Annotated in this window: 24 protein-coding genes; 9 read left to right on the plus strand and 15 right to left on the minus strand. The window is 27.0% G+C overall.

The genetic code is table 11. The features are described from left to right. The 4 genes from MBCUT_RS03620 to MBCUT_RS03635 form a co-directional block, all read right to left on the minus strand. Positions 1-3,633, minus strand: a 3,633-nt coding sequence (locus MBCUT_RS03620; RefSeq protein ID WP_157082462.1) for a beta strand repeat-containing protein, incomplete at its 3' end; no start/stop codon positions are given. Positions 3,634-4,350: 717 nt separating this feature from the next. After that, a complete protein-coding gene (locus MBCUT_RS03625) occupies positions 4,351-5,178 on the minus strand; it encodes a BRO family protein (RefSeq protein ID WP_067258985.1) in 828 nt (275 codons plus the stop codon). Between the two features lie 595 nt (positions 5,179-5,773). After that, a complete protein-coding gene (locus MBCUT_RS03630; RefSeq protein ID WP_067258988.1) occupies positions 5,774-6,979 on the minus strand; it encodes a glycosyltransferase in 1,206 nt (401 codons plus the stop codon). Between the two features lie 255 nt (positions 6,980-7,234). Beyond that, a complete protein-coding gene (locus MBCUT_RS03635; protein ID WP_067258990.1) occupies positions 7,235-8,230 on the minus strand; it encodes an NAD-dependent epimerase/dehydratase family protein in 996 nt (331 codons plus the stop codon). 419 nt (positions 8,231-8,649) lie between these two features. Between MBCUT_RS03635 and MBCUT_RS11255 the strand changes: the two genes are divergently transcribed. The 7 genes from MBCUT_RS11255 to MBCUT_RS03650 all read left to right on the plus strand — a co-directional run bounded on the left by MBCUT_RS11255 (position 8,650) and on the right by MBCUT_RS03650 (position 11,915). Beyond that, positions 8,650-8,832, plus strand: coding sequence for a hypothetical protein (locus MBCUT_RS11255; protein ID WP_169805383.1), 183 nt, complete (start codon positions 8,650-8,652; stop codon positions 8,830-8,832). Positions 8,833-8,949: 117 nt separating this feature from the next. Further along, a complete protein-coding gene (locus MBCUT_RS11260; RefSeq protein ID WP_245634934.1) occupies positions 8,950-9,078 on the plus strand; it encodes a hypothetical protein in 129 nt (42 codons plus the stop codon). A 63-nt stretch (positions 9,079-9,141) separates the two neighbouring features. Next, positions 9,142-9,315, plus strand: a complete 174-nt coding sequence (locus MBCUT_RS10815; RefSeq protein ID WP_157082463.1) for a hypothetical protein — start codon at positions 9,142-9,144, stop codon at positions 9,313-9,315. After that, the gene (locus MBCUT_RS11695) at positions 9,284-9,418 is read left to right on the plus strand and encodes an OB-fold nucleic acid binding domain-containing protein (protein WP_281177929.1); all 135 of its coding nucleotides are present in this window, start codon (positions 9,284-9,286) and stop codon (positions 9,416-9,418) included. The genes MBCUT_RS10815 and MBCUT_RS11695 overlap by 32 nt, the downstream gene beginning before the upstream one ends. A 109-nt stretch (positions 9,419-9,527) precedes the next feature. Further along, a complete protein-coding gene (locus MBCUT_RS11875) occupies positions 9,528-9,695 on the plus strand; it encodes a hypothetical protein (RefSeq protein ID WP_449288491.1) in 168 nt (55 codons plus the stop codon). A gap of 56 nt (positions 9,696-9,751) precedes the next feature. Further along, entirely contained in the window at positions 9,752-10,126 is a 375-nt protein-coding gene (locus tag MBCUT_RS03645; protein ID WP_067258992.1) for a calcium-binding protein, read from the plus strand. 85 nt (positions 10,127-10,211) lie between these two features. Next, entirely contained in the window at positions 10,212-11,915 is a 1,704-nt protein-coding gene (locus MBCUT_RS03650; protein WP_067258996.1) for an SWIM zinc finger family protein, read from the plus strand. 328 nt (positions 11,916-12,243) lie between these two features. Here MBCUT_RS03650 and MBCUT_RS03655 read toward each other — a convergent pair whose 3' ends face one another. The 4 genes from MBCUT_RS03655 to MBCUT_RS03670 all read right to left on the minus strand — a co-directional run bounded on the left by MBCUT_RS03655 (position 12,244) and on the right by MBCUT_RS03670 (position 14,878). Further along, positions 12,244-12,435, minus strand: coding sequence for a hypothetical protein (locus tag MBCUT_RS03655; RefSeq protein ID WP_067258998.1), 192 nt, complete (start codon positions 12,433-12,435; stop codon positions 12,244-12,246). A gap of 166 nt (positions 12,436-12,601) precedes the next feature. Continuing rightward, entirely contained in the window at positions 12,602-12,850 is a 249-nt protein-coding gene (locus MBCUT_RS03660) for a hypothetical protein (RefSeq protein ID WP_157082464.1), read from the minus strand. 68 nt (positions 12,851-12,918) lie between these two features. After that, positions 12,919-13,779, minus strand: coding sequence for an Rpn family recombination-promoting nuclease/putative transposase (locus MBCUT_RS03665; protein ID WP_067259003.1), 861 nt, complete (start codon positions 13,777-13,779; stop codon positions 12,919-12,921). A 172-nt stretch (positions 13,780-13,951) separates the two neighbouring features. Beyond that, positions 13,952-14,878, minus strand: coding sequence for a tetratricopeptide repeat protein (locus MBCUT_RS03670; RefSeq protein ID WP_067259005.1), 927 nt, complete (start codon positions 14,876-14,878; stop codon positions 13,952-13,954). 897 nt (positions 14,879-15,775) lie between these two features. On the opposite strand from MBCUT_RS03670, the gene MBCUT_RS11265 reads away from it, so the two are divergent. Beyond that, positions 15,776-16,033: a hypothetical protein gene (locus tag MBCUT_RS11265; protein ID WP_067259008.1), complete on the plus strand. Its 258-nt coding sequence runs from the start codon at positions 15,776-15,778 to the stop codon at positions 16,031-16,033. 153 nt (positions 16,034-16,186) lie between these two features. On the opposite strand, the gene MBCUT_RS03680 is transcribed toward MBCUT_RS11265, so the two are convergent. The 4 genes from MBCUT_RS03680 to MBCUT_RS03695 form a co-directional block, all read right to left on the minus strand. Further along, a complete protein-coding gene (locus MBCUT_RS03680; protein ID WP_157082466.1) occupies positions 16,187-16,714 on the minus strand; it encodes a hypothetical protein in 528 nt (175 codons plus the stop codon). Between the two features lie 16 nt (positions 16,715-16,730). After that, positions 16,731-17,087 carry a hypothetical protein gene (locus MBCUT_RS03685; protein ID WP_169805384.1) on the minus strand — a complete coding sequence of 119 codons (357 nt, stop codon included), beginning with the start codon at positions 17,085-17,087 and terminating at the stop codon, positions 16,731-16,733. A gap of 104 nt (positions 17,088-17,191) precedes the next feature. After that, the gene (locus MBCUT_RS03690; RefSeq protein ID WP_067259016.1) at positions 17,192-17,707 is read right to left on the minus strand and encodes a hypothetical protein; all 516 of its coding nucleotides are present in this window, start codon (positions 17,705-17,707) and stop codon (positions 17,192-17,194) included. A gap of 81 nt (positions 17,708-17,788) precedes the next feature. After that, on the minus strand, positions 17,789-18,442 hold the full coding sequence (locus MBCUT_RS03695; protein WP_067259019.1) for a hypothetical protein: 654 nt from the start codon (positions 18,440-18,442) through the stop codon (positions 17,789-17,791). A gap of 270 nt (positions 18,443-18,712) precedes the next feature. Here MBCUT_RS03695 and MBCUT_RS03700 point away from each other — a divergent pair, with 270 nt between their 5' ends. Beyond that, on the plus strand, positions 18,713-18,931 hold the full coding sequence (locus MBCUT_RS03700) for a MarR family transcriptional regulator (protein ID WP_245634935.1): 219 nt from the start codon (positions 18,713-18,715) through the stop codon (positions 18,929-18,931). 226 nt (positions 18,932-19,157) lie between these two features. On the opposite strand, the gene MBCUT_RS03705 is transcribed toward MBCUT_RS03700, so the two are convergent. The 3 genes from MBCUT_RS03705 to MBCUT_RS03715 form a co-directional block, all read right to left on the minus strand. Beyond that, positions 19,158-19,697, minus strand: coding sequence for a hypothetical protein (locus MBCUT_RS03705; protein ID WP_157082467.1), 540 nt, complete (start codon positions 19,695-19,697; stop codon positions 19,158-19,160). Next, the gene (locus MBCUT_RS03710) at positions 19,672-20,265 is read right to left on the minus strand and encodes a hypothetical protein (RefSeq protein ID WP_067259026.1); all 594 of its coding nucleotides are present in this window, start codon (positions 20,263-20,265) and stop codon (positions 19,672-19,674) included. Before MBCUT_RS03710 ends, MBCUT_RS03705 begins: the two co-directional genes overlap by 26 nt. 472 nt (positions 20,266-20,737) lie before the next feature. After that, complete coding sequence (locus tag MBCUT_RS03715) at positions 20,738-21,781, minus strand: epoxyqueuosine reductase (RefSeq protein WP_067259028.1); 1,044 nt, start codon at positions 21,779-21,781, stop codon at positions 20,738-20,740. Positions 21,782-21,875: the final 94 nt, after the last annotated feature.

A 21,875-nucleotide genomic window follows, 5' to 3' on the forward strand; every position in this document is an offset into this window, starting at 1 on the left:
ATGACCAGAAAGACCAACAACAACATTAATAGAACCAGTACGAACAGTAGTATAATTCAAACTCCAACCACCAGAACCATTAACAGCAACATTAAACTGTATACCATCAACAGTAACAGTAACACTAGATATCCCAGTATAATTAACTAAAACACCGCTAATAGTAGTATTTAGACCAATATTTACAGGATTAGGATTAACAACAACAGTTGAATTAGTACTATTCTTAGCTACAGTAAAAGTTGTAGAATTACTGAAATCAGAGAAATTGCTATGACCAGAAAGACCAACAACGACATTAATAGAACCAGTACGAACAGTAGTATAATTCAAACTCCAACCACCAGTACTATTAACACTCACTACTTGAATATTACCATCAACAATAACATTAACACTAGTTATCCCAGTATAATTAGCTAAAACACCACTAATAGTAGTATTTACACCAATATTTACAGGATTAGGACTAACAACGATAGTTGAATTAGTACTATTCTTAGCTACAGTGAAAGTTGTAGAATTACTGAAATCAGAGAAATTGCTATGACCAGAAAGACCAACAACAACATTAATAGAACCAGTACGAACAGTAGTATAATTCAAACTCCAACCACCAGAACCATTAACAGCAACATTAAACTGTATACCATCAACAGTAACAGTAACACTAGATATTCCAGTATAATTAGCTAAAACACCGCTAATAGTAGTATTTAGACCAATATTTACAGGATTAGGATTAACAACGATAGTTGAATTAGTACTATTCTTATCTACAGTGAAAGTTGTAGAATTAATAAAGCTTGTGTAATTATCATTACCATTAAAAAAAACAATTACAGTTAAAGTGCCAGTTCGAGTTGTAGTATAATTCAAACTCCAACCACCAGTACTATTAACAGTCACTAATTTAATATCTCCATCAATAATAACAGTAATCTGACTTATCCCAGTATAATTAGCTAAAACACCGCTAATAGTAGTATTTACACCGATATTTACAGGATTAGGATTAACAACGATAGTTGAATTAGTACTGCTCCTATTTACTGTGAAAGTAGTAGAGTTATTAAAAGCTGTATAATTTTCATTACCAGCAAAGCTAACGATAACCTCTAAACCAGTTCCAGTTCGGTTGGTAGTATAATTTAACTCCCAATAACCAGAACCATCAACAGCCACATTAAATAGTGTGCCATCAACAGTAACATTAACAAAACCAATACCTGTATGATTAGCTAAAACACCACTAATAGTGATATTTTCACCAAAATTCACAGAATCAGGATTAACAACGATAGTAGAATTAGTACTGTTCCTATTTACTGTGAAAGTAGTAGAGTTACTAAAAGCTGTATAATTTTCATTACCAGCAAAGCTAACGATAACCTCTAAACCAGTTCCAGTTCGGATGGTAGTATGATTTAACTCCCAGTAACCTGAAGCATCAACAGCTACATCAGTAAATAGTGTGCCATCAACAGTAACATTAACAAAACCAATACCTGTATGATTAGCTAAAACACCACTAATAGTGATATTTTCACCAATATTCACAGAATCAGGGTTCACAATAATAGTAGAATTAGTACTGTTCTTATTTACTGTGAAAGTAGTAGAGTTACTAAAAGCTGTATAATTTTCATTACCAGCAAAGTTAACGATAACTTCTAAATCAGTTCCGGTTCGGTTGGTAGTATAATTTAACTCCCAATAACCAGAACCATCAACAGCCACATTAAATAGTGTGCCATCAACAGTGACATTAATACTAGTTACTCCAGTATGATTAGCTAAAACACCACTAATAGTGATATTTTCACCAATATTCACAGAATCAGGGTTCACAATAATAGTAGAATTAGTAAAAGCTTTTGTCGCATTAAAAGGCATAGCTACATTTTCACTATCTAAAGAAGCAGCTACATACTGAGTTCCTACAGATAAAATAGTAAATACATAACTAAAATTTCCATCACGGCTAGAATTATAAGCGTTACTATTAAAAGTACCATTAATAACAAAATCAGGTAAATTTCCAACACCAGTATTAATCAAAGTATCATTCAATACTAACAGATAAAAACTAACATTATCATCAAAATGAACATCATCCAAACTACTAGAGTTAGTAATATTCAAAATATAATGATTATTAGTAATAATACCCAAAGTTTTACCAGTTATATCATTAACTCCCCACCAATTATAGTCAAAACTGCTACCACTATCAAAACCAGTAATATTCACACCAGTATTAGCTAATATACGATTATACTCAACAGTAACATTAACCAAAGAACCAGAATTTAAATCAGAGAAATCCAAACCAACACCACCAATAGCAAATATATTATTACCCTTAATAATAAAATCGCTAACATTATAAGTACCAGATGCGAAATAAAAACCACTGCCAGTAGAATTAACAGTATTATTCAAAAAATAAAAACCATTATTAGCACTAGTAACATACATCCCATAATTACCACCAGTAATGTTGTTGTTGGCAAAGGTAAATTGTGAGTTATTGTTGTATGAATCCAGAAAAACGCCCTGGGTTGTTCCTGTGATGTTGTTGTTAGTGACTGTAAATTGTGAGTTGTTGTTCGAATCTCCACGCAGAGTAAAAGCAGTGTTGGTTGCTCCTGTGATGTTGTTGTTGATGAAGGTAACTTGTGAGTTGTTGCTCATGGGTGTATCCACATTAACATTATTGCCGGCTGTTCCTGTGATGCTATTGTTGGTGAAGGTAACTTGTGAGTTGTTGTTCCTGTCTGCATACAGATAAACATTACAGGTGGTTGCTCCTGTGATGCTATTGTTAGTGAAGGTAAATTGTGAGTTGTTGCTGCCGGTTACATCCAGATAAACATTATAGTTGCCTGTTCCTGTGATGCTGTTGTTGATGAAGGTAACTTGTGAGTTGTTGTTCCTGTCTGCATACAGATAAACACCACTCCTTCCTCTCATGGTGTTGTTTTCAAAAATTAAACCAATAGAACAACCACGAGCATCAAAACGAACACCACGAGAATTAATCCCAGTATTAGCAGTTATATTGTTATTAATCAAAGAAACATCAATAACAACCCCACTATTCTGTATAGCAGAAACATAAACAGCACCACGATTAACATTATTTACTGAAGAAACAATAAGATTATCCTCAATAGTTATATTATTTAAATCCCCACCAGAACTAGCTAAATTAATACTAACACCAGAACTTGTAATATTATTACCACTAATATTTAAATTACTGGAATTTGAAGTTATAGCTGTAGTATAACCAACAATAGTTAAATTAATAATACGAACATTCGGTGCAGTGATATTAAACAAAATACCGGACCCAGAACCTGTTATTACTGGATTATTTTTACCCTGAATAGTAACATTACTACGATTCACATTAATCTGACTTAAAATACCATTGTATGAATCACTAGTAAGATTAATTTCTAACTCAGCATCAGTATCAGTATCAATAATATTCTGAAAATCCTGAGTGTTGTTAGAATTAGTAAAATCATAAGAACCAGCACTAACACTAGATATAGTAAATAAAAGCATTATAGCTAAAACCATTAAACTAAATGACATAAATCGTTTATTTTTTATAAACATTATTTTTTCATCTCCTTATACAATCAATCAGATACAAAATAAATCTATAAAATATTTAATAAAATTTATAGAAAGTTAGAAAATAGAAAATAATCACTATATATCTAAACAAGAATAATTATATTCTATGCCACATATAAACTTTATTGAAAAATAATATATATATATATATATATATCATAAACAAAGAAATAAAAAATAAAGACAAAAATATTTATTATGAAATATTATAAATCGAAAATATGAAAATTTTTTAAAATAAGTTATATGATGATTAAGCTTTGTATCAATACTATACACTCATATAATAAAATAATGTTTTAATTTTTTATTATAGAATAAAATATCTTTTAAATAAATAATTAAGATTTATGTATAATTATTTGATAAAAATGAGTTTAGATATTAGAATATTTATATAGAAATTAAAAATTGTTTTGTTGAAACAATTACAAATATCTAACTAAAAATAAATTTTGCACTATAAAAATATAAAAAATCAGAGATTTTTTTAACTTATCCAATATAAAAATGAAAATTTTTTAAAAAAATATAAAAGCTCATACAATAAGTCCAGCACCAAACTTTTGGAACAAAATTTGTCGATTATATAATAAATAAGCTGCAAAAATTAGTGGAAAAAAATTAAGTTTCTGACTATATAATAATTAGTTTTCTCCTTACAGCACTTTTTTTGTGTTGTTGATGGGAATTTTTTTATTTTTCATCTAACAATTTAGGATTCTTAGAATTTTTCTTAGTTAGTACACTTTGCCCAATTCTTTTTTCTAGATTTTTCCTAGCATCTCCAGCAACACTCCCTCCTTCATATGCAATTTGTTTACTTTCTTCAAAGCCCTTTGGATTTTCAGCTTTTGATATTTCTGTTGTAGATGCTTCCGCTAACAAATTGAGAACTAATTCTATATTGTTCATACTATCTCTAAGATTTTCTTTTTTAAGTCCTTTATAATCTTTATATTCTCTAGTTGTCATTCCAGACCAGGCTTTACTAACTTCATTTGTTAAAATAGCATATTCTATTCCTTCTTCAACGCCTGCACGGTTCCATTCTGCAGTAAGTTCTTTTCGAAATTCTATTGTTTTTAATCTTTGAGTAATCCAATCTTCAGAGTACCCTTTTTTCCGGTAATTACTTATTGCTCTTTCAATAGCTAATTGAGGATCAGTTATTTCATCCAATCTTTCTTTACCTATCTTAGCTAACCATCTTTTAAATGGTTCTGCGTTTGGTGATGGTATTGATTGAATAATTCTTAACATCTGTTCAGTATCAGCTACATCAGTTTTATAAAATTTACCATCAGAAGAAGGCATTTTCAGTTTGTCACAATTTGTGACAGACTCATTTCCTTCTTTTTTAAGTCTTTGTTTTAATGTACTCCAATAAGAGTTAGGGTTTTTACTCTCACTCAATACAGCTACTACATCGATTACTGAGAAAAACCATTCTTCTTTATTTTCATCCCATTTAGTCCTTATTTTATGATCATTGAATAATTTTATCTGATTTTCATTTGTCATTTTTTATCACTATAATTTAGTTTAATTTTTCATATTATTAATTATTTACAAAATATCATAGGTGTTATTTTGTTAACTTTTCTAATTTATCAAAATCAATATTATTAACTTTATCATTCAAATTTTCAACAATTGGAGTGAGTCTATTTATCTCATTGTTTAACATCCCATTCTCTTGTTTTTGTTCTGAACAGTTTTTTCAATGTTAAATATTATTTAGATCTTTTAATCATACTTGCATTGCCATACAAAGCAATATTATCCAAACATAAAATATACTCTTCCCCAAAGCAATATAATCTTCAAACATGTAAGAACAGTTATTAAGACATATTTTATCAATTATTTAGTATTTAAATGATTTATATGGAAATTAATTTCATGAAAATTTCTAAAAAAAGTGAATTATGAGACACTCCACTAATAAATTTTTTTAAAAAATATGAGCCATGGTCAAAAGTCTAAACCATTAAATCAAAATGGTCTTAAATTCATTTGTTTAGAAAAGAAGAAAATTTTTTTCTTGAAAAATGACTTTTGATCATGACTCATTATAAAATAAAAATAGAAAAAAATGATAAAAAATAGCTAAATTTCATTTATGATAATTTTCAACTAAATCAGAAAGTGTATTTTCAAAATCATCGGTTATCTTTGTCCAATCATTGGATTCAACATACTTTCGACCAGCAATAGCTATTTTTTCATATTCATTATTATCAAGAATGTTATGAACTGTGGTTAAAACTTCTTTAGCTTCATCAACATAGACGATTCCATTATTTTGACCAAATTCTTTAGCTATTCCAGGGAGATCTGTAGCTATTACGACTTTTTGCATGGCCAAATATTCATATAATTTAATTGGAACTATATCTCTCATTATCTTCTCATCTTTATAGGCTGGAAGTAAACAAAAATCAGCTAAGCTTAAAAATTCTGGTATCCTTGTATAAGGTTGTTTTCCTGTGAGAATTAATTGATCCTTTAAATCATACTGCTCTCTAATTTTAACAATAGGTTCATAATCATCACCATCCCCTACTATCACTATTTTTGTATTTGGGTAAAGTTCTTTATTTTTTCCAAGTTCAATAGCTAATTCACGCATACCAGAGAATGTATAAATCCAACCCATAAAGAAAAGTACAATATCATTGCCACTTATACCATATTCGTGTCTAAGACTTGTATCATCCAAATCAGGGTCAAATTCATCAAAATTTATACCAGCATCAATAACAAGAGTATTTTCTTCAGTTGACCCAAGTTCAATAGCTAATTCCTTTAATTTTTGATTTATTGTAATAATCAGATCAGAATTAGCTATTACTTTTTGAATAGCTATTTTTCCAAAAGGCTGTAATATCCTCTCAGGAATTAAATTATATATTAAATCTATTAAATAATAAACAAAAGGAATATTATTTTTTTTAGCATATTCTGAGGCAATAGCAGCATTCATAATGCCCAAACATAAAATTAAATCAGGTTGAAAATCCTCGATCTGTTTTTTAATCTCTTTTCTATGAGAAAAAGCAAGTGAAACATAACTTAGCACTGGAATTCTCACGAAACCCGGCCTTATTACTTGAATATTAGCTCTTTCATCTACTTTAGAAACATTATTATAAATTTTACTATGATATAGTAAATTTTTTGAACCATCTTTAGCCCAATCAATGGGATAATCAATTACTTTGATTTCATGACCCTTCATAGCCATTCTATCCATAAGATGATGCTGTTGATGTGGATTTCTCTCTAACCAATCTGATTCTTGAACAAGTAAAATTTTCATGACAATCCTCTAAATAAATTTTAAGATGATAATATTTTATTATGATTTAAAGCATATTAAAAAAATACTACAAAAAACCCGAAATATCTTAAAATGATATATAATAAACACTTTAAAAAATATCTTAAAATGATATAAATAAACACTTTAAAAAATATCTTAAAATGATATATAATAAACACTTTAAAAAATATCTTAAAATGATATATAATAAACACTTTAAAAAATATCTTAAAATGATATATAATAAACACTTTAAAATTCTACACTGTCTTCAATATCGTTCCAATTATCAACAAACCAATTATAAGTCTGTTTTAAACCATCATCAAAAGAAACAGAAGGTTTGTAATCCAAAATATCTTCAGCTTTTTCAATAGAAGATAAAAGTTTAGTTTTTGCATCCCAATCTCTTCTTGCCATGTAAGCTATTCCTTCTTTATTTCCAGTTAAACTATTGACTTTGTTAGCCATGTCAATAACTTTATGATCTTTACCAGAACCAAGATTTATAGCTTCACCAATGGCTTCTTGTTTTATTCCCATAGCTAGTAAACCATCGACAATGTCTCCCACAAAAGTCCAATCCCTTGTTTCACTTCCATCACCAGTGATAGGAAGTGCATGATTAGTCATAGACCAATAAAAAAAGTTTGGAATCACATTCCTATACTTTCCTGGAACCTCACCAGGTCCAAAAACATTGAAAAATCTTGCATTTACTATTGGAATATCATATAAATTATGGAAATAATTAGTATATAACTCTCCAAGAAGTTTAGTTACTTGATAAGGAGTATGAAGAGAAATTGAAACATCATGTTCCTCAAAAGGCATCTTTGAATCAAGACCATAAACACCACAACCAGAAGATGAGTAAACAAATCTTTCAACCCCAGTTAACTGAGCATACTGAAGAACCTTCAAAATACCAATACCATTTACCATTAGATCATGCTCAGGATTATCCACACTATTTTGATTAGCAAAATGAGCTGCAAGATGGAAAACATGCGATGGTTTTTCTTTAAAAACTCTTTTTAAAACACCATCATCAAGAATATCTCCTTTTATGAATTCAATATTATCAAAATCAGCAATATTCCATTCATAAGCTGAAGAAAGATTATCAAGAATTATAACTTTCTCTGCATCGAGTTCAGCTATTTTTCTTGACAAATTACTTCCAACACAACCTGCCCCACCAGTTACAAGAACCACTTTACCCTGATATTCATTAAATTGACTCATTTTAAACCTCAAAAATTCTATTGTGAATATTTTATCATAAAATTATTATGAACATTTTATCATAAAATTATTATGAACATTTTATCATAAAATTATTATGAACATTTTATCATAAAATTATTATGAACATTTTATCATAAAATTATTGTGAATATTTTATCATAAAATAAATTATCTTTAATCTTAATATTAATTTAATTATTAATAAATTTTAGTAATTGAGAATACTAAAAGAAATAAAAATATCCATAGTATCTTTAAAAAAACTATTCATACGAAACCTCAAATATTAAAAATAACCCAAATAGTATTATGACACCAATGCTGTCAAGTTAATTTTTTTTTATTTTCTGTTGAGATGGTATTTAGTGTTTTTTACTTTTGTTGTGTTTAAAATTTTCTATTACTATTTATTATTAATGTTATGCCTATATGAAGGCAAAGTAAGGACACAAAATCTACAATGTGGGACACTACTAAAGATTACAGGCTTTTATTATGACATGAAAACTATTATTATGTTTGTTAGAACTCCTCGAAGTGGAAGTTTCAGGGGACAGTGGAACAAAAAATGGGTATTGAAAGTGATTTTCAAACTTTAAATTAATCTTATCCAGATCCAGAGGATTTAGCTAACACTCCAGAAATAGGTAATCTTCAAGAAAAAAAGAGAACTTGTTGTAAGATATCTGGGAGGGGAAGATTGGGCTCATCAGTTCATGGCTCAAACTCCCAAACAAGAGAAAGAAAAAGCTGAAGAAGGTATAGCAAAAGCAAGGTTTTTCATCGATACATTTCTTGGGTTAAAGAATAGGATACTATTTGGACCAATCAATGATCTATTGTAGCTATTGATATTAAAGTAGGAGAAATAATGAGTATTATTAAACATCCAAAAAAATGATGGGCTTATGATTTCTAACGTAAACCTTGTAAAAAGAGCTATAAATGTTGTTATTAATGATTTAACTGTTAAAGAAGGTAATAATGTAGCTATAGCTATGTTACCTCCAGAAACTTTTGAAGGATTAGTTAGTGAGGGAATGTTTTTCATTGAGTGGGCATGTTTTTTTCACTTTAGCTGATGATTCTGGTGAAATTGAAGCTACTGCCTATGAGCCAACTAAAGAGTTTAGAGGAGTTGTTAAAAAACTTCTATCTGGTGATCAAGTTCAGCTATTTGGTTGAATAGGCTGTAGTGGAACTTTTAATATAGAAAAAATTAGAATAATTGCTCTCAATAAAAAACACCATTTTGAAAATCCTATTTGTATTTGTGGAAAAAGAATGACTTCTGCTGGAAAAAAACAAAGGATTTAAATGTAAAAAATGTGATAATAAAACCGTTAGTAGTGAAAAAGTAGCTATTGAAGAGGGAAGGAATTTAGTTGAAGGCAAATTCTATGAAACTCCTGTGGTTGCTTGTAGACACCTAGCTAAGGCACTTTGTAGAGTGAATTTTTGATTTAATTTAAAGTTTTATATAATTAATAATAATTAATAATATTTAGGTTGGTTTATATGGATAAAGATGATTATCGTTCTCAAATAGAAGATAAAGTAATAGTTGACTGTTATGATGATGAAGAAATTTCTAATGCTTGGGATTGTTATATGACAGAGCGGTTGTGTGGTTCATTTCCTGCAAAAATAGTCTGCAAAAATCCGAAAATTCCAGTTGATGAAGTGGTAACTGTAAAAGATAATTTGCACCAATTTGATGAAATTGGAACTATCTTCTGGAAAAAATCTGATGCTTATACCATAGATTATCTTGAAGTTCAATGGAATAATGAAGAGTTTGATATTGATATAAATGACTTAGAGGCATTGGATAAAAACAATGATACTCTTGAAGCTATCAAATACTGGAATTATTGGATTACAGAGTTTTAAAGTATTGGATTTTAAATAATAAATGATTGATTTTAAAATATTAAAGTATTTTTGAAGTATTTTTGAGGAACTTTTGAGGAATTTAATGAAAATTAAAGATTTATTAAATAAAGTAGGTGGAGAAATATTCTCTAGAGGAGAAGACTATTATGAAAATGATTACATTTCTTTTTTAACATATAATCCTCAAAAACGTAGCTATTATGGTGAAGTGGAAGGAAGTGGATTTGAAGATTATCAAGTAAGAATTGATCTTGATGAAGAGAATAATGTTGATTTTTACGATTGTAACTGTCCATATGATTGGAGTGACACATGTAAGCATTTAATAGCTATTTTTTTAGCTATTAAAGATGGAAATTATATAGAATCTAATGAAAAAGATATAGAATCAGTTAAAAATATTGAAAAAATGGAAGATGATAAAGAAGATATATTAGATCTTGTAAATAATGCTTCAAAAGAAGATTTAATAGAATTTATTACAGAAAAAGGATTTAAATATGATGATTTTATAACTGATTTATATAGATTCCTCAAAAAACCAGAGGTCACTGAAGAAATTAAATTTTTAGTTGGGGATGTTAAAAGTATTATCAGTGATGCTAGCTATTTTAAATTTGATGATCATCCATATTACTATCAAGATGAAACATCTAAATATACAGATGATTTAGAAAAAATCCTTTCTCAAGCAGAAGAGTCTTTAAACAAAGAGAGATATATGGTTCCTTTCCATGTTTCAATAGAGATTATTAAGGGGGTTAATAGTTTATATGAATTCTCATTTGAGGGTTATTCAATAGATGGTTTAGATTATGATTCTTTTGAGATATTAAAAGAATCTTGTGATTTAATTGAAACTTATGGAACGATGGAAGAAAAAGAAAATGCTTTTAAACTTCTAATTAAAAACTCAGAAAAAGAGTTTATTTCAACTGAATATAATTATAATTTTATTTATGAAACTTTGAAATTTCTAAATAAATCAAATAAAAATGAAATATACGGTGTAATAGACAATATTGGTGATAGTGAATATTATTACTCCAAAAACATGATTTTAAAATCAAAGATTATCGAAATTATTGATGGTAAAGAAGAATCTGAAAAGTTTAAAATGAATAATACCCAAATCGATGAATTTGCTATGGACTTAATAGAAAATGCAATTAATAATAATGATTTCGACTTTGCTGAAAAGTTAGCTTTAGAAAAAGTGAATGAAAATGAGGGATTGCCGAATCAGGTAAAATGGGAAAAAATTTTACATAATATTTATAGATCATTTAAAATTATTAATAAACAAATAAAAATAGCTAATAATCTTCTTAAGAAAGGAAATTCAAAGTATTATTATATTTTAAAGGAATTGTATAAAAATTGTGGTTTATTAGAAGAAAAACAAGAGGAACTGATTACAAATCTTATTGAAAACTCTAGTTTTGATTGCTATGGTCCAATTTTAAAAGAAGAAAAACAATGGGATTTATTATGGCAAGGAGTCAAAGACCATCCTGATACTATTTTTCAATATGGTCCAGAATTATTAAAAATATATGATGAAGAGGTTTATAAATTTTATTACCATCATCTGATTACTCAAGGAGAAATTGCAAATCATAGAAAAGCATATAAATTATTCGTCAAAGACTTAAGAAAGTTATATGATGTAGGGGGAGATAAATATGCAGATAAAGTTTTTGATTACTTTAGAGAGAATTATAAAATAAGAAGGGCTATGCAAGAAGAATTAAATGTTTTAAATTCAAAAAGAAATAGAAATTAGATTATAAGAGCATTTTTTGGGATGTTCTATACACATTTTTTTACTCACAATAGTTTCAATCTTTAAATATTTGGCAGTTTTTACTATATTTTTTGTTGGAATATGTATTCTTAAGTAGAATATGTATTCTTATTTTGAATATGTGTTATATGTATTCTTTGTTGGAATAGCTATTCTTAAGTAGAATATGTATTCTTATTTTGAATATATGTTATATGTATTCTTTGTTGGAATAGCTATTCTTACGTAGAATATGTATTCTTATTTTGAATATGTATTATATGCATTCTTTGTTGGAATAGCTATTCTCGAAGTGACTGTCAATTTGTTAGTTGATGCAATTTTTAAAATTGAATTTTAAGCTTGAATTTACAAATACTTGATTTTTAGAAAAGAAATTTTTCTTAGCAACTAACATTTTGACAGTCTCTAATTTCTTTTTAGGATCTGTTATTGCTCTAGATACATCTTCTACAACTTGGATATTATTATCCCTACACCAGTTACATATTTCTCTCATAGGTTGTTCTGCAGTATATCCAGCAAAAATAGTTAAAAATATAGAAGGAATCTCATTTTCAATGGACGGATTTAAATTTAAAAATTCTTCTAACTTTTTCCTATCTATTAATCCTAAGTTAGTTTTTATAGTAAATACTTCTTTATTTAAAAATTTAGCTATTTGTTTAAAACCATGCCAAGCTCCTTTGATCAGGAATTATTATTGGGCCTTCTGTAGCATTCATAGCTACCATTATAGCTGCATTTCCACTGTTTACAATTTCACAATAATCATGGTTTATTTTTGAGAGAATTTTAGTCTTTATATCTCTTTTTTCATCATTATTTCTATTTTGAGAAATCATTGGAGATTTAGCTACTTTTATCATCCTGTTTTTTGTTTCCTGTGAGGATTCTCGGTATAATAATTTCATATTTTAGTCAAAATTTATTATATAATTTTCATTGAATTGTTTTGAAAGATTATTATTATGATCTAATACTATAATTTTTCAATAGTGTCTTTAGATAATCCTGTAGCTTTAGCAATATCTTCGATAGAAATTCCTATTTTTTTAAAGTTAGTAGCTACCTCTATTATTCCTTCTTTTTTTCCTTTTTCCATTCCTTCTTCAATTTGATTTTCTATTTTCATTCTTTCCATTTCTATTAAATGATATACTCTTAGTGCTTCTCTATCTTGTACAGCTTCTTCAATTTTTTCTATGGCTGCTTTTAATCCTTCATCCATTTTTACCAACTCTTTTCTTTTGTTGTGTGTTGTTTCATTATCAATGAAAGTTAAGTATAAATGTTCTTTGTTTGTTAGGTCTTTTTTAATTTCTCTGAACTTTTTTAATTCAATTATGTGTATTTCTAATTTGAATGTGAATTTGTCATTGATTTTATCTTTTTCATTGATTAATCTATATACATTATGATAATATGGGGATTTGTTCATATTAAAGTTTACTATTGCTATCACTATGATTTTTTTAATTTTATTATAGTTTTCTCCTTTGTTTAAAGAATCTATCATTAATCTGCATAAATAGTAAATTAGTCTGTTTTTGAAATCTTTTGTATTTTGTAATTGTAGCTCTATGTTTATTATAGTATTATTTCCATCTTCTGCTATGAAATCGAGTATGCATGTTTTATTTCCTATAATTTCTGGGGCTATTTTTTGGTTTTTAATCTTAAAATCATCTTTGATAATTATTCCTAATGCTTCAAGAAATGTTCTTTGCTGTTTTTCATTACCTTTCTCACAGAGATATTTGAAAAATATAAAATCATTTAAGGAATTATAATTATCTAAAGATAATTTATTTTTTATTTCTCTTAATTTCTTATTTTTCATTGATTATAGGTATTATATTAAGTTATATTTAAAATTTAGCTAGTTTAAAAGATAAATTTTACACTTTGGTCTTTTTATGTCTTGTTTAGCTAAATTTAACAATGAAAAATTAAAGGACATGTTTTCAGAAAAAAATGGAGTTATGTTAAAAGATAGTATAATATCATATATTCTACATAAAGTTATTAATTCTTTCTTCAAAGACTTTTTCTGCTTCTTCTTCTCTTCCAAGATCATTCAGAACATCATACTTTAAATCCAAGGCAACATCATAATATCGTGGGTCATGTTCTTCTAATGATTGGTTAAGATAATCTAATATTTCATTTAGATCTTTATTTTTTAAGTACATGAAGTTGGCTCGACTAAAAAGAGCATAACCAAATCCAGGCTTATTTTTTAAAGCTTCATCAACTAAACTAATAGCTTTATCATAATCTCCTTTTTTTAGATAATATCCTCCTTTATCTACTAAAGCCCAATTAGGACGAATATTATTTTTAATCCTGTATTCAGTTATTTCTTTAAATTCATCATCTCTTTCTAAAACCATTAAACAAAATGTTTTCTTGGAGTTAGCATTTTCATGATTAGGGAAATCTTTTAATATTTCATCACAAGCATCAATAGCTTCTTTATACATTTCTAATTTTGAAAATAAATTGGCCTTTACAAAATAAATATCTTCCCAACATGGACTATTCTTATCAAGATAGTTGATGAAATCAATAGAATTATCAAACTCTATATTCTCAAGCAAAATACTTGCCAAATAATCATAAAAATCTGAATCTAATTTGTATGTTTCTTTAGAAAGTTCATTAGCTTTATCATATTCTTTCATTTCTATTAAATACTCTAGTAGAACACCAATGTATTTAGTTGTAGATAAATTATTTAAAATATCTTTAAAAATATTAAAAGCTTTTATTTCTTTTTTCAATTCTATAAATGCTATAAATTTGTAAATATATGGTTCAGATTGGTTGGAATTTGATTTGATTATTTCATCAGCTAATTTTATAACTCTTTTAAAATTGCCATTTTTCATTTGCTTTTCCATTTTTTTTAAAAGTTTATCCTTGTTTCTTTTTGACATATTAATCAATAAATTGTTTATTCTTAATAGAAATTCTTATATTTATTTTTTATTTTTATTATTTATATTTTTATTATTTATATTTTTATTATTTATATTTTTATTTTATTTTGGCACAGTCAAGTAGGTTACTGATTTTGGTATTTATTTTCTATGGGCTTATTTTAGGTTGAGTGCGATTTATATATGATAATTATTTGTTAATAGTTCATTAGTCCATTTATTCATTGATTCTTCAAATTTTTCATCTGATTTTTTCTTTCTATATTCATATTTAAGGTATATTCTAAAAGTCACATTATCAGCAACAACATCTAAAATTTACTGACATTTATCAATAGCAGATGCACAATAAATATTATTCTGAATAAACATAATTAAACATATATATTTACTAATATATAAATATTTTCAACTTTAAACAGTTACTAGAAAATATTAACCTCATAAAACAATAAAATAAAGATATATAAAAACCTATTCCCCATTTAAACTATTTAAAAAAGATTTAATAACGACGAATAATCAATAAAAACTATTAATAATAAAGTAATACTATAAAAGTATTACTATAAAATCAATGAAAAATAAAGAAATATAACAAGATATCTCAAAAATTCAAGCCTAAAAAAAGATTATCATAAATAATACTAATAAAGTAATACCAAAAAATTTTCAAATCAGTGACCTACTTGACTATGCCAAAATAATCTACAATTAGAAGAAAATTAATTTTTCATTTTTACTCTATTAGTCGAGTAATTATATAAAAAAAGTTACTCTAAAAATAGAGTAAGTATATAAAAGGTTATTCTAAAAGTAGAACAACTATATATAAAAAATAGAGCATATTTAGGAGTATTAGCTGAACATTTAATTGCTTCTTACTTTTTCAGAATGAAAAAACAATTAGAATACCAACTGGTATTTTTTTATCCTCCAGAAAAAGAAAGTGTTGATTTCCTCTTAAGCAAAATTGATGGAGAGATAGTTCCAGTAGAAGTAGGAATTGGAAATAAAGGTAAAAGACAAGTGAATAATGCAATGAATAAATATAATTCAGAGTATAGAATCGCTATTTCAGACAAAACAACCCTGATTAAAAAAGAAAAGGATATTATTTATATCCCCCTAACAACATTTTCGTTTATTTAAGCTCATTATTTATCAAAATGTCCACATTAATATATACAGCATACTAATACCATTTTAATAACAAATAAGATCGTTACTTTATATATCTAATTTATTATTTTGATTAATACTGACTGTTTAGTATTTTCATTCATTGCATTTTGAAATTGTGCATCATCCCATTACAATATCTTGCCCCGTTAGATTCATGTAAGATCCTATAAATGGATTATAACCAAAATGATTAGTCTTTATCTTTTTCCCATTATTAGTAACTTCTCCACTTCCTTTATACAGTGCATGATTCCATCCATCCATAAAACCATTATCATAGCCAATATTTGCACCATGATTATAACCTGTAAAGTAGCCAGTTGAATTTCCATGCGAATATCCTTCAGTATATCCAATAGCAGTACCAATAAAGAAAAATCCTACTATTAAAAACAAAATAGCAATTATTAATATTATAAGTCCATGTTTTCTCGCTCTTTTATCGTCTCTTGTTATTAGATGTGCTCCAACTATAAATCCAAGTATTCCTCCTAAAAATGACAAAAGATATCCTAAAATTATTTCATTTTTGTAATTTTTGTCCTCTTTATTACTATTTTCCATTTCTTTTTCTCTATCATCCCCCATAATTTCTTTATCGGTTACTTTATTACTATTTTCTATTTCTTTTTTTACTTCATCTTCCATAATTTCACATCTTTTATTAAACTCTTTTAAATGAACCATATAATTCATTAGGACTTATATAAGAATCTTTATTCAAATCTTCGAGATCAAAAACCTTTTGAACCATGTTTAAATCATATTTAACCGTTTTTTGTTGAAGAGAAGACGAGAAAGAATCCATACTATCAAACCAACCTGTGTACTCATTAAAATCTATTTTTCCATCTTCATTTTCATCGAATGCATTAAATGTTGTAACTACCAAACCATAATCTTTGTCTAATGATTTACTTAATCCAAGATTATATGGATCTTCAATTGTTTTTATAGAATATGACACACCTATAACAACAAGCAAAATAGAAATAATTATAATTTTATTTAATTTTCTCATTACAAATCCTCCTAATAACTTTAAGAAATTATTAAAGACATCCCCATTTTTAAGAAATTTTTTTAAATTGACCATATTTGTTTTGCACTATAATCCATAAAATATTAATACATTATTTTAATGGATTCTAATACATTTTTATAATCTTCAGCATTTGTACTTTTAAGTGATATTTCCATAGTGAATTTTTCATTATTTGATAAGAATCTAACAACCATAACATCCCCATAAAGCCCCTCTTTATATTTGCTATCCATTGAATATACCATTAATCCTCCAGGCACACTATCAAGTTCATATGGAAAAGTATATGTATTTTTATCATATTTTTCATATTCACCAAAACCACTAGGATACACATTAATAGAAACATATTCCCTATTATCTACACCGTTGATGTTAAAATGAGCCTCATTCACTTCAGATTGATTCAAACTAAGATGCGATGGGATTGAAAAAGTTATCCCTCCAACTACAACATTTTGTGTGATAATGTTTCCTGTATTGATATTTATATTATTTATTTGTTTAATTTGTCCATCTATTGCAAATAATAATCCAACTAATATTATGATACAGGCAATAACTACTACAACTACTATCTTACTATTTTTATCCATATTTTCAACACCCCAACTTAAAATATCAATGACTCCAACTATTAATAAAATAAAGAAAAGTTAAAAATTAGGAAGAATGACTCATTTCTCCCCTAAATAGTTTCCAGATAAGCTTAAATTTTGTAATCTATCTTTAACTTCTGGATTTTGTTTTAAAAAAGTACCTATATTCTCAATAGCAACATCAACCTTTAAATTTTTTTGATCTTGAAGAATCTTATTTTCTTGTTCTGAAAATTCATCTTGATCTATTGTTGCTATATAGAAATTTCTAGTAAGTTCATATCTTTTAAGTTCTAATTTGTGCCAATCTAGAGATAATTTTTGTTTTTTTAATATTAAATCAATGTATTTTTGGTCAGTTGCATTAGAATATTTTATATTTTCTAAATAATCTATTTCTTTGCCTAATGATTTAATTATGTCTAGTGTAATTCCATAACCTTCGTCTGCTTCACCATAATCTCCAGGTTTAAATTGTATATCAGTGTAGGGATTTGAACTGCCGCTGAAATTTATCATTATTTCATTTGTATCCTCATATAAACCATAAGCACTTATCAAGTCAGAATCAGAATTAGAGCTTCCAACATTTCCAGTGCTTGTTAAACTTATCGAAAGGAAATATATTATAAAAATTAGAATTACTACTATAACCCCAATTTTGAGTTTACTCACTCTACTATCCATAGTCTCTTTATCTATTTTATAAAATAACTTATCTTTGATGTCCATTTAAACGCTCCAAACAAACAAATTTTATTAATAAATACTTTTTATCTGTTAGAAATTTGTAGTAATACTATTAAATTGAAAATTATTACAAGTAAATGTTCCATATAACATAATTATTAGTTATAATAACCCATATATAAAACTTTGTATAAGTTCAGTATTAGTTCAGTGTAACTAATGTGGATTGAGTTATAAATTTTAGAAAAGTTCTTATTTAGTATGAAAGAAAAATTAGAAAAAGAGCTAATAGATGGAATATCACTAGTTGAGATGTCATCTTATCGAGAAAAAGTACTGCTCGATTTAAAAGAAAAAATCAAAACACCTTCTAGAATAGCTAAATCAACTGATATAAGAACAAACCATGTGAGTAACGCACTCAAAGAATTAAAAGAGCACAAATTAGTTGATTGTCTAAATCCCGAGAAAAGGCAAGGAAGAATCTATAAAATTACAAAACTTGGAGAAGAAGTTTTAAAATATATATAATAATAAAATATTCAATTTGTAATATGTTTAATTTGTAATTTTAATTTGTAATTTGAAAAAATAGGGCACAGTCAAGTAGGTTACTGATTTTGGTATTTATTTTCTATGGGCTTATTTTAGGTTGAATACGATTTATATATGATAATTATTTGTTAATAGTTTATTAGTCCATTCATTTATTGATTCTTCAAATTTTTCATCTGATTTTTTCTTTCTATATTCATATTTAAGGTATATTCTTTTTTCTGATCCTTTCATAATGTGCATTCTTCTCTTTACATGTTTTAGGAAGAGTTATTTGGAAATTGAGTTCGGGGGAGTTTGAAGTTTTTGGAACACCATCAACCTTTAAATACCAAAAGAAATCATTAAAATTAGGTATTATAAATTTATTCATCAATTGCTGAATACAAGGATGTAAAAGTTCTAAATTATCCACCATATCTTTAAGTATTAAATCAATTTCTTCTAAATCCTCATTTAAAATCATGTCTATGATTTTCTGCTTCTGCTCTTTAATAAGTTTTCTATCCTTTCTGTTTATTTTACCTCCTTTCTTTTTGTAACTAGCTATTATGTTTTTAATGTTCGTGTTTATAGTTTTAGGTGCGTGTTTTAAACATAATTGTCTTTTAAACCCATATTTTTCTAGTGATTCTTTATATTTAAGGTTTAAATCCACGGCAATGTATTTTTCTTCTGGTAAATATGGAGCAATTGTTTTAAAGTATTCATCCAAGTTAGCTGCGGTTTCTTTGGAGTACATTTTTATCAAAAACCACATTTTCATTAGATGCGTCATTCATGCAAAAGTAGAATGAATTCCATCCTCCATGTGCTTTACACCATAAACTATCAAATATGTACTTGCCAGATGATTTTGAAGGTATAGTATTAGGATTTTCAATCTTAAAGATTATATTTTCAATTGTTTGGTGAGAAACACTCACATTATCGTTTTTGTTTAAAAAGTCTGCAGTGACTCTTAATGGTGCATGGACAGGAGCATTATGATCTTTAACAGTTTCTATGAATTCATGAGAGTAAATAGAGTTTTTAGGAACTATATCCTCAATATTAGCTTCAAAAAACTGAGATTTTCCATTTTCATGTTTATCTTTACATACATAAGTCTGTATCTTAAAATACTCTTTCCCTGTGCTGAAAATGATTAAACGCTCACGACTACCATTTTTATCAACATTCATGCTTCCACAAACTGGACAAATCCTTATTTTATCTTTTAAACATTTGAAATTCTTCTTAAACTTTAATTTAATATTGCCTACAATCTTTAAAGAATTTTCCACCCATTTACAAAATTTATCTGACATAAAAGTCACATTATCAGCAACAACATCTAAAATTTACTGACATTTATCAATAGCAGATGCACAATAAATATTATTCTGAATAAACATAATTAAACATATATATTTACTAATATATAAATATTTTCAACTTTAAACAGCTATTAAAAAACATTAACCTCATAAAACAATAAAATAAAGATATAAAAAAACCTATTCCCCATTTAAACTATTTAAAAAAAATTTAATAACAACGAATAATCAATGAAAACTATTAATAATAAAGTAATACTATAAAAGTATTACTACAAAATCAATGAAAAATAAAGGAATATAACAAAATATCTCAAAAATTCAAGCCTAAAAAAAGATTATCATAAGTAATACTAATAAATTAATACCAAAAAATTTTCAAATCAGTGACCTACTTGACTATGCCAAAATAAATCAAAAATAGGGTAGAAGAATGATACTAATTGTTTATATAAAAAATAAGTTAATCTTCATCTACAAATAGCTTTTTTCTGTCATTTGGTATATTGGCTATAAATTTTTCAGCTTCTTCATTGGTAACTGCTTTTCTATCCCCATTTTCATCTTCTATGACTACTCCACTTTTTATAAGAGATTTATATCTGTTCTTTCGTGTTTTTTTGTCTGGGTGACAGATGAATTGGCAGTTTGAACAAGAGTATTCCATTTGATAACCTGGAGCTAATGGATGATAGAAAACTCCTGCATTACGTTTTCTTTCTAGGTATGCTGGTTTATATTTTAGAATTGATGGAACAATATTTTCATCATCACCAGGTATTTTAAATCTAGCAGAAGACCAAGTAGACCATTTTTTAGAAGGATGTAATCCACAATATCCTGCACAAACTAAAACACACCTTTTTTTCTCATTGTACTTTCGTGTTTCATATTCCTCACCACCAATATCTAATTTAATATTTTCTTTATTTAGATATTTAGACATACAAACAGCAGTACATAGATTACATTTATCACAATAATTCTCTTCTGCAGGTAATTGTTTACTAGGTATCAAATCAGCATTGGTGACAACAGTTGCTAAAGCAATAGCTGAACCTTCATTTTTAGTTAATAATAATCCAGAATGACCCAAAAATCCAACTCCTGACATAACACCTAAAAATATGTGAGAAAGAGGAGGTTTTCTCTCATCAAGTCCATTGGGAGCATCTTTTCTATAAGCATAGTTTGGTGCAGTAGCAACGGCATCATAATCTAATTGATCTAATAAACTAGCTATTTCTAAGCCAATACCTCCTGCAAATGTAGTTGTTCTGATTTTATTTAAATTAAGATCTTGATTTTCTTTACTAAGATATGGTTCTATTAATCTTTGATCAAAAGGAACAGCGAATACAATAGCTGATTTAGCAGTATCTAATACATAGCTTAGATCAACAGTATCCGGACCATTTTTTGCCATTTCTTGACTCACAATCCCTACTTCACATGCCCCTAAATCTAAAGCCATGCTTTTTACTAGTTCTGTAATCTCTTTATCCATATACTTTCTCCAAAATTTTAAATAAACTTAATTTAAATTAGAAAGCTTATAAAAATCCATATTAATTAAGATATTATGTTTATTATAATTATAG

Source organism: Methanobrevibacter cuticularis (genome assembly GCF_001639285.1).
GTDB classification, from domain to species: Archaea; Methanobacteriota; Methanobacteria; order Methanobacteriales; family Methanobacteriaceae; genus Methanobaculum; species Methanobaculum cuticulare.

Excerpts from the sequence above, each read along its gene's own strand:
- MBCUT_RS11255 (WP_169805383.1), top strand. The coding sequence starts at position 8,650 with ATGTTATGCCTATATGAAGGCAAAGTAAGGACACAAAATCTACAATGT.
- MBCUT_RS03715 (WP_067259028.1), bottom strand. The coding sequence starts at position 21,781 with ATGGATAAAGAGATTACAGAACTAGTAAAAAGCATGGCTTTAGATTTA.
- MBCUT_RS03645 (WP_067258992.1), top strand. The coding sequence starts at position 9,752 with ATGGATAAAGATGATTATCGTTCTCAAATAGAAGATAAAGTAATAGTT.
- MBCUT_RS03685 (WP_169805384.1), bottom strand. The coding sequence starts at position 17,087 with ATGAGAAAATTAAATAAAATTATAATTATTTCTATTTTGCTTGTTGTT.
- MBCUT_RS11265 (WP_067259008.1), top strand. The coding sequence starts at position 15,776 with ATGAAAAAACAATTAGAATACCAACTGGTATTTTTTTATCCTCCAGAA.
- MBCUT_RS03665 (WP_067259003.1), bottom strand. The coding sequence starts at position 13,779 with ATGAAAAATAAGAAATTAAGAGAAATAAAAAATAAATTATCTTTAGAT.
- MBCUT_RS03700 (WP_245634935.1), top strand. The coding sequence starts at position 18,713 with ATGTCATCTTATCGAGAAAAAGTACTGCTCGATTTAAAAGAAAAAATC.
- MBCUT_RS03690 (WP_067259016.1), bottom strand. The coding sequence starts at position 17,707 with ATGGATAAAAATAGTAAGATAGTAGTTGTAGTAGTTATTGCCTGTATC.
- MBCUT_RS03670 (WP_067259005.1), bottom strand. The coding sequence starts at position 14,878 with ATGTCAAAAAGAAACAAGGATAAACTTTTAAAAAAAATGGAAAAGCAA.
- MBCUT_RS11260 (WP_245634934.1), top strand. The coding sequence starts at position 8,950 with ATGGCTCAAACTCCCAAACAAGAGAAAGAAAAAGCTGAAGAAGGTATA.
- MBCUT_RS03695 (WP_067259019.1), bottom strand. The coding sequence starts at position 18,442 with ATGGACATCAAAGATAAGTTATTTTATAAAATAGATAAAGAGACTATG.
- MBCUT_RS03625 (WP_067258985.1), bottom strand. The coding sequence starts at position 5,178 with ATGACAAATGAAAATCAGATAAAATTATTCAATGATCATAAAATAAGG.
- MBCUT_RS03630 (WP_067258988.1), bottom strand. The coding sequence starts at position 6,979 with ATGAAAATTTTACTTGTTCAAGAATCAGATTGGTTAGAGAGAAATCCA.
- MBCUT_RS10815 (WP_157082463.1), top strand. The coding sequence starts at position 9,142 with ATGATTTCTAACGTAAACCTTGTAAAAAGAGCTATAAATGTTGTTATT.
- MBCUT_RS03655 (WP_067258998.1), bottom strand. The coding sequence starts at position 12,435 with ATGAGAGAAATATGTAACTGGTGTAGGGATAATAATATCCAAGTTGTA.
- MBCUT_RS03660 (WP_157082464.1), bottom strand. The coding sequence starts at position 12,850 with ATGAAATTATTATACCGAGAATCCTCACAGGAAACAAAAAACAGGATG.
- MBCUT_RS03635 (WP_067258990.1), bottom strand. The coding sequence starts at position 8,230 with ATGAGTCAATTTAATGAATATCAGGGTAAAGTGGTTCTTGTAACTGGT.
- MBCUT_RS03650 (WP_067258996.1), top strand. The coding sequence starts at position 10,212 with ATGAAAATTAAAGATTTATTAAATAAAGTAGGTGGAGAAATATTCTCT.
- MBCUT_RS03710 (WP_067259026.1), bottom strand. The coding sequence starts at position 20,265 with ATGTCAGATAAATTTTGTAAATGGGTGGAAAATTCTTTAAAGATTGTA.
- MBCUT_RS03705 (WP_157082467.1), bottom strand. The coding sequence starts at position 19,697 with ATGTACTCCAAAGAAACCGCAGCTAACTTGGATGAATACTTTAAAACA.
- MBCUT_RS03680 (WP_157082466.1), bottom strand. The coding sequence starts at position 16,714 with ATGGAAGATGAAGTAAAAAAAGAAATAGAAAATAGTAATAAAGTAACC.